Here is a 12,422-nt window from a genome sequence, read left to right as displayed (position 1 = left end):
AATGGGGATGACGACGACGGGTGCGGCGGTAGGCCGGGGACAGCACGCCCGACGGCGGGTGCTGTCGGCCGCGCTCGAGGTGCTGACCGAGGTCGGCATGCCCGGGTTCACGATGGAGTCCGTCGCCCGGCGGGCCGGCGCGAGCAAGGCCACGCTGTACCGGCACTGGTCGTCGCCGTCGGCGCTGCTCGTCGACGCGATGGACGCGGAGTTCCGGCCGTCGCCCGACCTCGACACCGGCGACCTCCGCGCCGACCTGGTCACCCTGCTCACCGGACTCGCGACCGGACTGACCGGCTCCCGCTTCCCGACGCTGATGGCCGCGTTCACCGACGCCGCCGAGCGGGACCCCACCCTGGCCGACCTGCACGCCGAGCTGACCCGCCGCCGTCGCGAACCGCTGCTCCGGCTCCTGGCGACCGCGGTCGGCCGGGGTGAGCTCCCCGCCGACACCGACACCGAGCTCGTCGTCGACCTCCTCGCCGCCCCGTTCTTCTACCGGCGCCTCATCGCCCACCACGCGATCCCGTCGGCGATGCCGGGCGCGGTCGTCGACCACGTCCTGCCGTCGTTGGGCGGCGGCTAGGGCGTGGAGGACGGGGTCCGCAGGCTCGCGAGCAGGCGCGCGGCGTCGTCAGCACCCTCGCCCGCCCCGGCCTCGGCGAACCACGCATCGGCCACCTCGACGAGCGCCCGGGCGGCGTCGCGATCGCCGCGGGCCAGCGCCGCCTCGGCGAGCCACGTCCGGATCTGGGCGAGCAGGCGGGGATCGGCGGCGTCCTCCGCCTCCGTCACCGCCTGCCGCAGGGTCGCCTCGGCGTCGGGGTCGCCCGCGGCGTGCTGCGCCCGCCCGAGGTGGGCGAGGTGCTGGGCCGCCGCGCCCGGGAAGCCGAGCCGGCGCGCGGACGTCGCGGCGTGGCCGTGGTGGCGGGCGGCGTCGGTGTGCCTGCCCTCGGCCGCGGCGATCCGCCCGAGCGCGGCCTCGGCGTGCAGCAGCCCCCAGCTGTCCCCGAGCGGCCCGACGAGCCGGATCGCGGCGTCGCAGGCCGCCCGCGCGGCCGTGGTGTCGCCGAGCGCGACGAGGACGAACGCGGCGAGCAGCGCCGACGCTCCCTCCTCCCAGGCGAGGTCCCGCGCGGTGTAGGCGCGGCGACACCGCTCCAGCGCGTCCAGCGCGGCGGCCAGCCGGCCTTCCTGGAGCAGCAGGAAGCCCTCGAACCACCGCGCGGCGTCGGGGTCGCCGTCCGCGTCGACGGCGTCGAACGCGTCCCGCGCGGCCCGCAGGTCGCCCGACATCGCCTCCAGCCAGCTCTCCAGCAGCAGCGCCCGACGGTGCAGGTCGGCCGGGGCCTCGGGCGCGGACCGGCGGGCGCGGCGCAACCGGGCGGCGGCGTCGTGGTCGTCGAGCAGCACCCACGCCCAGCCGAGATCGACGGTGATCCGCAGCGCCGTCGTCGGGTCGTGGTCGGCGCTGCGGGTGAGCGCGGTGTCGACGGTGGCACGCTCCGCGGCGACGGCCGCCACCCGTCCCGCCTGCCCGGGCCCGCGGACCTGTGCGGCCACGTCGCGGGCGAATCCCGCGACCCAGTCGACGAGCGCGTCGAGGGCGGTCCCCGCTGCGCCCGCCGTCGCCGACCGTTCCGCGGCCAAGGCCCGGACGCTGTGGAGCAGCCGGTACCGGGTGCTGCCGTTCCGGTCGGCGCCGACGGTGACGAGCGAGCGGTCGACGAGCCGGGTCACGACGTCGAGGCCGGCGCCGTCCGGGAGCCCGAGCCCGACGAGCACGTGCTCGACGGCGGCGGGGGCGGCCCCGTCGGGGAACGGCGCCAGCGCCCACAGCCCGCTCCGGTCGTCGGGGGAGAGCAGGTCGTAGCTCCACCCCAGCGTGCCCTCGAGCGTGCGACGCCGGTCGGGGCGCGTGGAGGCGGGGTCGCGGAGCAGCGCGAACCGGTCGTCGAGGCGCTCGACGATCTCGGCGACGCTCAGCACCCGGGTGCGCGCGGCGGCGAGCTCGATGGCGAGCGGGAGCCCGTCCAGGGCGCGGCACAGCCGGGTGACGTCACGGGGGCTCGCGGGCCGGTCGGTGGTGGCCCGCGTCGTGAACAGCGCGATCGCGTCGTCGTCGGCGAGGGGCTCGAGCGCGTGGACCCGTTCGCCGTCGAGCCCGAGCGGGCGCTGGCTCGTCGCGAGGACCCGGACCCGGGCCGCGGTGGCCAGGAGCTCCCCGACGACGGCGGCCACGGCCTCGGCCAGGTGCTCGCAGTTGTCGAGGACGAGGAGCAGGTCGGCGCCGCGCAGGCTGCCCGGCAGGTCGGCGGCGGCCGTCCCCGGGACCGCGTCGATGACGGCGGCGGTGATCCCGGCGGACGTCGTCACGCCCTCCAGCCGGACCAGCCAGGCCGCGTCCGCCGTCCGGGCCGCCTCGACGGCCAGCCGGGTCTTCCCGACGCCGCCGGGGCCGACCACCGTCACCAGCCGGTGGTCGTCCAGCGCCGCGACGAGGGCGGCCAGCTCGGCGTCCCGGCCGACCAGCGGGGAGAGGGCGGCGGGGAGGTTGCCGCGCCGCCGGGGGACCGGGGCGAGGTCGGCGTCCTGGGTCAGGACCCGGCGTCCGAGCTCGGCCAGCTCGGGACCGGGGTCGACGCCGAGCTCCTCGGAGAGCAGCCGGGTCGCCCGCCGCAGGGTCGCGAGGGCGTCGGCCTGCCGGCCCGACCGGTAGAGCGCCGTGACGAGCAGCGTCCACGCCCGTTCGCGCAACGGTCCCTCGGCGACCAGGGTCTCCAGCTCGCCCACGAGCTCGGCGGCCTCGCCGAGCGCCAGGCGCGCCGCCGCGCCGGTCTCGGCCAGCTGCCACCGGGCCTCGTCGAGCCGGGTCCGCCACGGCAGCGCCCACGCTCCGGCACCCGGGAGCAGCTCGGGTGAGAACAGCGCCGACCCCGCGGCGCACGCGGTGGCGGCCGCGGCGTGATCACCCGCCGCGAGCCGCTGGGCGCCGGCCTCGGCGAGGCGCAGCGCCTCCAGGGCGTCGACCGCGGTGGGCTCCACGACGAGCGTGTAGCCGGTGCCGTCCCCCCGCACGAGCCCGGCGTCGCCCAGCGCCCGGCGCAGCTGCGAGACCTTCGCCTGCAGCGCGTTGGGGCTCCCGTCGGACCCGTCGGGCCACAGCTCCGCGAGCAGCCGCTCGGCGCGGACCGGGCGCCCGGCGTCGAGGGCCAGGCGCACCAGGAGCGCGCTGGTGAGACCCCGCGGCACGCGCGCCTCGACGTCGTCGCGCCGGACCACGACGGGGCCGAGCACCGCGACGGTCAGCACCCGCCGAGCGTAGGCGCGTCGGGCGGGCGGACGGCACCGTCAGCGGTGCGTCAGCGGTCCCGCGCACCGTACGGCCCATGACCTCCCGGACCACCGCCGCCGCGATGATCGTCGCCGCCGCGCTCGTCAACATCGCCTTCGCCGTCCTCGGCGCCGTGTTCGACTACCCCGACGTGCTCGGGCACCCGCCCGCCGAGGTGCTGGCCACCTTCGGGGCGGCCGAGGTGACCGTCGCCGGCTGGTTCGCGGTGCTCGCGCTCGGTGCCGCGCTGCAGGCCCCGATCGCGATCGGGGTCGGCCGGCTCTCGGACGCCCGGGCGATGCGCTGGGCCGTCCCCGTCGGGATCGCCGCGGCGGTCGTCCAGGTGATCGGGCTGCTCCGATGGCCGCTGCTCGTGCCCGGCTGGGCCGCGGCCGCCGCCGGCGGCGACCCCTCGGCGGTCGACTCCTTCGCCACCGCCAACCGCGTGCTGGGGACGATCGTCGGGGAGACCGGCGGCTACGTGCTGACGGCCGGGTGGACGGCGCTGGTGCTCGTCGCGCTCGGCGGTCGCTTCGCGGGGCGCGCGTTCACCGTGCTCGGGGCCGTCGCCGCCGCGCTCATCCTGCTCGGGGTGCTCTCGCCCCTCGACTTCCCGCTCGTGGACCTCGCCAACTTCGCCGGCTACGTGCTGTGGAGCGTCTGGCTGGTCGTCTTCGCGGGGATCCTGCTGATCCGCGCCCGGCGTCAGACGTCGAGCTCGGCGCGGGTGCGGGCGACGTCGACGTCGTGAAGCAGGGACTTCAGGTCGTAGGCGCCGAAGTGCCGGCGGCCGTTGACGAAGAAGGTCGGGGTGCCGGCGACGTCGCTGCGGTCGGCGGAATCGAGGTCCTCGGCCACCCGCTCGACCGCGTCGGGTGCGTGGACGTCCCGGCGGAAGACCTCGACGTCGAGCCCGAGCGTGGCCGCGTGCCGGTCGAGGTCTGGAGGGCGCAGGTGCTCCTGGTTCTCGAGCAGCAGGTCGTGCATCGGCCAGAACGCGCCCTGGCGGGCGGCGGCCTCGGCGGCCTGCGCGGCGATCGTCGCGCGCGGGTGGACGTCGGACAGCGGCAGGTGACGCCACACGTAGCGGACGTCGCCGCGCTCGGCGAGCAGCTCGCGGACCGTCGGCTCGGCCTGGCCGCAGAAGGGGCACTCGAAGTCGCCGTACTCGACGACGGTCACCGGGGCCTCGATCGGCCCGCGCATGTGGTCGCGCTCGGGGTCCACCGGGTCGACGAGGTCGACGAGCACCGGGGCGGACCCGAGCAGGGCCCGCTCGCGGCGGCTCGCCGGCATGAACGCCAGGACCCGGAAGACCAGCCACGTCAGGGCCGGCGCGACGATCGCCGACGCCAGGATCCCGAGGGTGGCCTCCTCCAGGTCCGGCCCGTTGAAGGCGAGCGAGGCGATGAGCAGCGCGACGGTGAACCCGACCCCGGCGATGGTCCCCGCACCCGTGACCCCCGCCCACCCGACCGGCGGGCGCAACCGGCCCCGGCTCGCGCCGGTCAGCAGCAGCGAGGTCCCGACGATGCCCAGCGGCTTGCCCAGCCCGTAGCCGATGACCACGGCGAGCGTGATCGGCGAGGTCACCGCGCGGGCGAGGACGTCCCCGCCGAGCGGGATGCCGGTGTTGGCCAGCGCGAACAGCGGGACGACGCCGAACGTCACCCACGGCAGCACCGACTGCTGCAGCCGCTCGTTCGGCGAGACCGCGGCGCCGAGCCCGAGCCGCGCCGTCCGGGCGAGTTCCGCGGTCGGCTGCTCCCTGAACGCCCGCACCAGGTCGGTGGCGCGCTCGAGATCGTCGCGGGCGGCCGGGTAGGCGAGCGTCAGCAGCCCCAGGACCAGGCCGGCGACGACGGGGTCGAGCCCGCTGGCGAGCAGCGCCGCCCAGGCGCCGAGACCGAGGGCCACGTAGAGCGGTACCGAGCGCACCCGCACCCGCCGCGCGACGAAGGTGGCGACGACGAAGGCCACCGCCACCAGCAGCGCCGGCAGCTCCACGTGCTCGGTGTAGACGATCGCGATCACCGCGAGCGCGGCCAGGTCGTCGACCACCAGCACCGCGACCAGGAACGAGCGCAGCGCCGCCGAGCGCACCCCCACCAGCGCGAGCAGGCCGAGGGCGAGCGCGGTGTCCGTCGACATGACGACACCCCAGCCGTGCGCCGCCGGGGTCCCCGCCGTGATGGTCAGGTAGAGCACCACCGGGACCGTCATCCCGACCAGCCCGGCCACCAGGGGCAGCACCAGGCGCAACCGCTCCCGCAGCTCGCCGAGATCGAACTCGCGGCGCGCCTCCAGGCCCACGACGAAGAAGAACAGCGTCATGAGCCCGGCGTTGACCCAGGTCCGCAGGGTCTCGCCCGCCTCGTGGTCGCCGAGCCGCAGCGAGAACTCGGTGTTCCAGAGCCCGGTGTAGGAGGCCGGGGCGACGTTGGCCCAGAGCAGGGCGGCGACGGCGGCGGCGAGCAGCACGACCGCGCCGGCCCGCTCGTCGGCCACCCAGTGGCGCATCCGCCGGCGCACCGACGGGGACCAGATCGTCTGGCCGGCCACCACGTCAGCGTCTCGCCGGCCGGGGCGACGACAGGATCTGCACGACGAGGCGCTCGTCGACACCGAGCCGGGGCGCTGCCGTGCGGCAGCGCTCGACGATCTCGCGCGGGGAGAGCCCCATCTCGTGGTAGATCCGCACCAGGTTCTCCTGCTCGGGGGTCCAGGGGCGCTTCGGCGGCGTGCTGGGCCGGCGCCGCTGCGGGGTCCGTTGACGGGGCACCCCGCTCGCGGGCGTCGGCAGGACCGCCGCGTTCTTCGCGGCGAACTCACCGGCCTCCGCCCGCCGTCGGACGTCCTCCGGCTCCGCCACCACGAAGGACTCCCCGCTCTTGTTCACCCCGACGGCGGTGACCGCCGGCCCCTGGCGGTACCGCCCCTGACAGGCGGGCGCGAGGCAGTACTCGTACCCCAGCTCGGCCCGTTCCGCCAGCAGCTCCTCGCCGCACCCGACGCAGCGCATGACGTCGTTCATCGTTCCTCGTTCCACCTCGACCGAGGACCAACGCCGCCCGGCACGGTCCTGTTCCGGGGCCGCGTCGTCAGGTCCGGCGGGTGAACGTCACCGGCAGGTGGGTGATCGCCCAGGTGGTGCCGACGTCCTCGACGACGGCCTCCGGGTCGGTCAGGCGGATGTCGGCCATCGCCGCGAGGACCTCCTCGAAGGCGATCTTCATCTCGGCGCGGGCCATGTGGAGCCCGACGCACGTGTGGGCGCCGTAGCCGTAGCTCATGTGCCGGTTCGGGCTCCGGTCGATGCGGAGCTCGTCGGGGCGCTCGAACACCGCCGGGTCGTGGTTGGCCCCCACCCAGTTGAGGTGCACCCGGTCGCCGTCGCGCAGGTCGTGTCCGTCCAGGGTGGTGTCGGCGACGACGGTGCGGGTGTGTGACCGGGTCGGGGTCACGTAGCGCATCATCTCCTCGAGCGCGGCCGGGATGCGGTCCGGTTCGGCCCGCAGGGTCTGCTGCAGCTCCGGGTCCTCGGCCAGCATCAGGAACATGAAGCTCATCGAGCTCGCCGTGGTCTCGAAGCCGGCCGGCAGCAGGATGAGGCAGTAGTCGAGGATCTCCGACTCGGTCAGCGGCCGGCCGTCGACCGTGGCGGTGCACAGCAGCGAGACGATGTCCTGGCCCGGCTCGGTCCGCTTGGCCTGCGCCAGGCCGGCGAAGTACTCGTAGATCTCGGTGGCGGGGGTGCCGTCCTCGGCGTCGCCACGGACCAGCCGGATGGCGAGGGCGGCGAGGCGTTCGCGGTCGTCGTCGGGGATGCCGAGGGTGTCCATCAGCGCGTGCACCGTGACCGGCGTACAGAGCTGTTCGAAGAGCTCGGCGTGCCCGTCGTCGAGGAACGCCTGCAGGTGGCGGCGCACCAGGTCGCGGTAGTAGGGCTCGCGTCCGGTCTGCACGCCGCGGGAGAGCGGCGCGGCGATGATCTGCTTGTACTGCCGGTGCAGCGGCGGGTCGGACTCCATGGGGATCATCGGCCGGACCTGGCCGAAGTTCTGCAGGAGCACGGGGAAGTTCGAGTATGCCGTGCCCTCGTCGCGGTGCACCGCGACGAGCTGCTCGTACCCGGACACCGTCCACACGCCGTCGCCGAACCCGTCGCTGTGGATCACCGGGCACTCCCGGGCCATCGTCCGGGAGACCCGCGTGTACCGGCCCCGGGTCAGGCTGCGGCTGAGCGGGTCGAAGTGCTCGCGAAGGTGGCCGAGGTCGTCGTGGTCGTCCGCGGGGACCTCGGGATCCCAGTACCGGTCGGGCATGCGGCAGACCCCTTCGTGGTGGCTCCGGTCAGGGCGCGTGGTCGGGCGTGTGGTCGGCGAGGTACTCCTGGACCAGGTCGTCGACGGAGCCGTTCGGCCGCAGTCCCAGCGCCGTGGCGCGCGCGGTGTCGAAGCGCGCGGGCCAGCTCCCGACGATCGCGGTCACCGTGGCGTCCTCGGTCCAGTCGACCAGCCTCGCGGCGTCCCCGTCGAGCGCCTCGACCATCTCGCGCGGGCTCGTGGTGATCGACGGCAGGTTCATCGCGGTGCGGCTGCCCCAGGCCTCCGCGCCGACCGCGGCGGCGCGCACGATGCCCTCGATCGTGCGGCGCGGGGAGGACAGCGCCACCGGGGTGTCCGGCGGGACCGGGCACGCGGCACGCTCACCGGCCAGCGGCTCTCGGAGGATGCCGGACAGGAACCCGGAGGCGGCGGCGTTCGGTGGCCCCGGCCGGACGGAGACGGTCATCAGCCGGACCGACCGGCCCCGGACGAAGCCCCGGCGGGTGTAGTCGGCGACGAGCTGCTCGCCGATGAACTTCTGCACCCCGTAGCTCGACTGCGGACGCGGCAGGGTGTCGTCGTCGACGGTGCGGTGTGTCGGTCCGGCGGGGTCGGTTCCGAACACCGCCAGCGAGCTGGTGAAGACGAGGAGCGGCGGTCCTGCCTGGTGGCGGGCGTGCTCGAGGACCGCGCGGGTGCCGTCGAGGTTGGTGCGCATGCCGAGGTCGAAGTCGGCCTCGGCGGCCCCGCTGACCACGCCGGCGAGGTGGAAGATCGCGTCGACGTCCCCGAGGTGGTCGAGGGTCCGGTCGAGCTCGCCCGTGAGGGCGGTGACCCGGGGGTCGTCGGCGAGACGGGGGGCGGGTTCGGCGAGGTCGGCGATGATCAGCTCGTCGACGTCGGCGGGCGGGGTGTCGTCGAGGACGACCGGTCCGGCGAGCAGGTGGCGGGCGAGCAGGGTGCCGAGGAAGCCCGCGCCGCCCGTGATCGCGATCCTCACCGGCCGCCTCCTCGTCGCCCGTGCCACAGCGTCCGGGCCGCATCCTGCTCCATCCGGCCGGGCGACACCGCATGATCACGGGCTTCCCGTTCATGATCAGCAGGCCTGGGTGGTCGTCGGCGATCGGTGCGGCAGCAACCCAGGCCCGTTGGTCACCGGGTGGGTGCCCCGGCCCCGTCCTCGGGTGATCACCGGGACCTCATGGTCGTCGTCAGGGCCCGGCGGCAGCCACACCGTCCCGGTGATCACACCCCGGCGCCCGGGCCTCCGCCGAGTGGACTGTCACGGTCGGCGCCGCAGCCGTGGGGGTCCCACTCGACCCGCGCGCCGTGAGGCGAGTTCAGGGCACGGGCGCCGCGGCGTGCGCGGTGACGTCGTTGAACGCGAGCAGCCGGGGCGCCGACCCGGAGGTGTCGATCCGGCACACCGCGGCGTCGGACACCCACATCCGCCAGGTCACCTCGTCGCCGGCCCCGAGCGCCCACGCGGTCGCGGCCTTGATCGGGGAGACGTGGCTGACGACGATCACGTCGCCGGCCGCCGCCGCGCCCGTCAGGTCCCGGCACGCCGCCCGGACCCGGGCACCGACCGCCGCGATCGACTCGCCGCCGGCGGGAACGAAGGTGGGGTCGTCGCGCCAGGTCCGCCATCCCTCGGGGTCGAGCGCGGAGGCGGGGCAGCCGTCGAGGTCGCCGTAGTCCAGCTCGATCCACCGGTCGTCGATCTCGACGCCGACACCGGACACGGCGGCGATCGTCTCGGCGGTCTCCCGGGCCCGGCCCAGGGGGCTGCTGATCAGCCGCGTCGGCGCCGGGAGGGTCCGGGCCAGCGCCTCGGCCTGCTCCCGGCCGTCGTCGCACAACGGCGGGTCCGCTCGCCCGAGCAGGAGCCCCTGCTGGTTGGCGCTCGTCAGGCCGTGGCGGACGAGGATGAGCACGCTCGTCACGCTACTGACGGACGGCGTGCCCGAAATGTGAACCGCGGCGAGTTCGGCGAGGTGGCGGCCCGTCGTTGGACCGTCCGGCGCAGCAGGAGCACCCCGAGCCCGGGCAGCGTCGACACCAGCGCGAGCACCCCGAAGGCCACGGCCGTCGCCAACCCGGTCGGGGCGCCGAGGCCGGCGACGCCGAACGACACCGCCGTCGTCGCCTCCCGCGGTCCCCAGCCGCCCACGTTCAGCGGCACCCCCATCGCCAGCAGCGGCAGTACCAGCAGCGGGAGCAGCTCGCCGGGCGACGCCTGCACCCCGACCGCGAGCGCGGCCACCACGAGCAGTGCCAGGTGACCTGCCATCGCGAGCAGGGAGAGGCCGAGCACGCCCGGACCGGTCCGGGCGGTCAGCAGGCCGTCGCGGGTGGCGGTGGCCAGCGGCGCCAGGCGGCGACGGATGGGCGGGACCGCCGCGAGGCCGAGCGCCAGGAGGCCCAGCCCGCCCGCCACGAGAGCCGCCGGCCCGAGCCCGCCGACCATGCCCCGCACCGGGCTCGGGACCGCGAGCAGCACCGCCGCGCCGACCACCACGACGACGACCTGACCCGCGACCCGCTCGAGGACCACGGCACGGACGCCGCGGGCGAGGTCGCCGTTGCGCCGGCCGTGGTCCACGGCCCGGTGCACGTCGCCGAGCACGCCCGCGGGCAGCACCGAGTTCAGGAACTGCGCGCGGTAGCAGTCGCCGACCGCGCCGCCGAAGCCGATCGAGAGCCCCGTTCCGCGGGCGACCAGGCACCAGCGCGCCGCGGACGCCGCCGTCGTGACCGCCCCGAGGACCAGGGCGAGCACCACGGCTCCCGGCGACACCGCGCGGATCCCGTCGAGCACCGCCCCGGATCCGAGACGCGCGACCACCGCGACGACCACCGCGGCACCGAGCACGAGCTTGAGCGCCCTCACCGGTCCGTCCCGGGCAGGGCCAGCAGGTCGGCGTGGCCGACCTCGCCGTAGAGGTTCCCGGCGCGCAGCGTCTCGAGCCGGCGGCGCAGGTAGGGCTCCGCGACCGCGAGCAGCGCCGGGTCCTGGGCGCAGGCCGCGTCGATCCGGCCGCGCAGCCACTCCTCGACGAGGGCGGCGTTCCCGGGCCCGAGGCGCCAGGGGCTCGGCCGGCGGTGGACCGCGTACCCGTGCCGGGCGAAGGCGGCCTCGGCGACGTCGGGGGCGTCCGGGCCGAGCCGGCCGTCGCGGCGCTGGTGGGCGTCGAACGCGGCCGCGATGTCGTCGTCGAGCGGGTCGACGGGGTCGAGCGCGACGACGCCGGTGACGGAGAGCGTCAGCAGCGCGGCGCAGCCGGCCTCGGCGCAGCGCGCGGCGAGGCCCTCGACGTCGGACGCGGTGAGCAGGTCGAGCAGGGCCGAGCAGACGAGGACGTCGGTGCCGGCGAGCGTGTCGTCGTCGGCGAGGTCCCCGACGAGGGCCGTGGCGGGGACCGGCGTCGCGGCGGCCGCCCGGTGCGCGAGGTCGGCGTCGCGGTCCTGGAGCACCCAGCGCTGCGGCCGGGCCAGCCGTGGCGCGAGCCAGCGTCCCATCGAGCCGGTGCCGCACCCGACGTCGCGGACCACGACGTCGCGCGCACCCGGCCAGGCTCCGAGCCGGTCGGCCAGGCGGTCGGCCAGCTCGCCCGCGCGGGCGGCGTGGTCGGCGGGCTCACGCAGCCCGAGCCAGTCCGGCGTGCAGACCGGCGAGCCGGGTGCGCTCAGCCGGGCCCGGGGGAGCGGAACGTCCACGCGATCCGGTGACAGGTCGAGGTCCACGGCATCAGCGTGCCTCGCCGTCCGAGCGCTGAGAGTTTCCACCCGGAACGCAGCACCGGGTCCTCCAGCCACCTGACCAGTGCTGCGGCGAGCGCCCCAACGTTCTCAGTCGGTACCCAGATTCCGGGCATCGGCCCCGTCGTGCCCACCGCTTCGGAGACCCCGCCGACCCGGCTCGCCACGACCGGGATCCCGCGGGCCAGCGCCTCGGTGACGACCATCCCGAACGTCTCCGTCCGCGAGGGGAGCACGAGCAGATCGGTGGCCGTCCACGCCGCGTCCAGGGCCCGGCCGGTCAGTGTGCCGGGCGCCGTGACGCGCTCGGCGAGGCCGTGGTGCGCAATCGCCCGACGGAGCCGCACGACGAAGCCGGGGTCGCGGGTCGTCGGTCCGGCGAGCACGCACGTCCACGACCGGTCGGCCACACGGGCCAGCGCCTCGATCAGCACGTCCTGGCCCTTGGTCGGGGTGAGCGCGCCGAGGCACAGCAGCCGCGGCGGGGTCCCGGTGACGGCGGAGCCTCGTGCGGCCCGCGCCGGATCGACGCCGGGCGGTGCGACGAGCACCCGGGCCGGGTCGAGCCCGTGGCTGGCGACGACCCGGTCGGCGGTCCACCGGCTCGTCGTCACCACCGTCGTGGCGCATCCCAGGGCCGCGCGCTCGCGGGCGTCGAGGTCGCGGGCGGTGGCCGCGGGGAGCCCGTGCTCGTCGGCCAGCGGCAGGTGCACGAGCACCACCAGCCGCAGCCGGTCGGCGTGCGGTGCGAGCGCGTCCGGCACCCCGCAGGCGACGAGGCCGTCCAGCAGCACCGACCCGGCGTCGGGAACGTCGTCCAGGACGTTCGCGACGGCGGCCGCCTCGCCGCGCGGCCACGCGCCCGGCAGCAGGTGCTCGACGACGTCGATGCCGAGTTCCCGGAGCCCGCGCAGCACCCGCCGGTCGTAGACGTTGCCGCCACTCGGGACGGTGTGGACGTCGCCGGGGAGGACGGCGTGGACGATCATCGGCCCGCG

At 76.2% G+C, this 12,422-nt stretch carries 11 protein-coding genes; 2 read left to right on the top strand and 9 right to left on the bottom strand.

Annotated elements, in window-relative coordinates; genetic code table 11:
- Positions 1 to 7: 7 nt before the first annotated feature.
- Positions 8 to 586, top strand: a complete 579-nt coding sequence (locus tag LQ327_RS25630) for a TetR/AcrR family transcriptional regulator (protein WP_230738632.1) — start codon at positions 8 to 10, stop codon at positions 584 to 586.
- On the opposite strand, the gene LQ327_RS25625 is transcribed toward LQ327_RS25630, so the two are convergent.
- On the bottom strand, positions 583 to 3,312 hold the full coding sequence (locus tag LQ327_RS25625; protein WP_230738631.1) for an AfsR/SARP family transcriptional regulator: 2,730 nt from the start codon (positions 3,310 to 3,312) through the stop codon (positions 583 to 585). The two genes, LQ327_RS25630 and LQ327_RS25625, sit on opposite strands and share 4 nt — an antisense overlap.
- 77 nt (positions 3,313 to 3,389) lie before the next feature.
- Here LQ327_RS25625 and LQ327_RS25620 point away from each other — a divergent pair, with 77 nt between their 5' ends.
- A complete protein-coding gene (locus LQ327_RS25620) occupies positions 3,390 to 4,085 on the top strand; it encodes a DUF4386 family protein (RefSeq protein WP_230738630.1) in 696 nt (231 codons plus the stop codon).
- Here the strand turns inward: LQ327_RS25620 and LQ327_RS25615 are convergent.
- The 8 genes from LQ327_RS25615 to LQ327_RS25580 all read right to left on the bottom strand — a co-directional run bounded on the left by LQ327_RS25615 (position 4,040) and on the right by LQ327_RS25580 (position 12,413).
- A complete protein-coding gene (locus LQ327_RS25615; RefSeq protein ID WP_230738629.1) occupies positions 4,040 to 5,896 on the bottom strand; it encodes a Na+/H+ antiporter NhaA in 1,857 nt (618 codons plus the stop codon). The genes LQ327_RS25620 and LQ327_RS25615 overlap by 46 nt on opposite strands.
- 4 nt (positions 5,897 to 5,900) lie before the next feature.
- Entirely contained in the window at positions 5,901 to 6,368 is a 468-nt protein-coding gene (locus LQ327_RS25610; protein WP_230738628.1) for a hypothetical protein, read from the bottom strand.
- A 67-nt stretch (positions 6,369 to 6,435) separates the two neighbouring features.
- Positions 6,436 to 7,659: a cytochrome P450 gene (locus LQ327_RS25605; protein ID WP_230738627.1), complete on the bottom strand. Its 1,224-nt coding sequence runs from the start codon at positions 7,657 to 7,659 to the stop codon at positions 6,436 to 6,438.
- Between the two features lie 28 nt (positions 7,660 to 7,687).
- A complete protein-coding gene (gene denD, locus LQ327_RS25600) occupies positions 7,688 to 8,662 on the bottom strand; it encodes a D-erythronate dehydrogenase (RefSeq protein WP_230738626.1) in 975 nt (324 codons plus the stop codon).
- Positions 8,663 to 9,002: 340 nt separating this feature from the next.
- Positions 9,003 to 9,599, bottom strand: a complete 597-nt coding sequence (locus LQ327_RS25595) for a histidine phosphatase family protein (RefSeq protein WP_230738625.1) — start codon at positions 9,597 to 9,599, stop codon at positions 9,003 to 9,005.
- A gap of 5 nt (positions 9,600 to 9,604) precedes the next feature.
- The gene (locus tag LQ327_RS25590; protein ID WP_230738624.1) at positions 9,605 to 10,555 is read right to left on the bottom strand and encodes a lysylphosphatidylglycerol synthase transmembrane domain-containing protein; all 951 of its coding nucleotides are present in this window, start codon (positions 10,553 to 10,555) and stop codon (positions 9,605 to 9,607) included.
- Positions 10,552 to 11,382: a class I SAM-dependent methyltransferase gene (locus LQ327_RS25585; protein WP_230738623.1), complete on the bottom strand. Its 831-nt coding sequence runs from the start codon at positions 11,380 to 11,382 to the stop codon at positions 10,552 to 10,554. Before LQ327_RS25585 ends, LQ327_RS25590 begins: the two co-directional genes overlap by 4 nt.
- Positions 11,352 to 12,413, bottom strand: a complete 1,062-nt coding sequence (locus LQ327_RS25580; RefSeq protein WP_230738622.1) for a glycosyltransferase family 4 protein — start codon at positions 12,411 to 12,413, stop codon at positions 11,352 to 11,354. Before LQ327_RS25580 ends, LQ327_RS25585 begins: the two co-directional genes overlap by 31 nt.
- Positions 12,414 to 12,422 lie beyond the last annotated feature (9 nt).

Source organism: Actinomycetospora endophytica (genome assembly GCF_021026375.1).
GTDB classification, from domain to species: domain Bacteria; phylum Actinomycetota; class Actinomycetes; order Mycobacteriales; family Pseudonocardiaceae; genus Actinomycetospora; species Actinomycetospora endophytica.
Note: the sequence above shows the minus strand (reverse complement) of the source record. Positions and strands in the feature narration are given on the sequence as shown.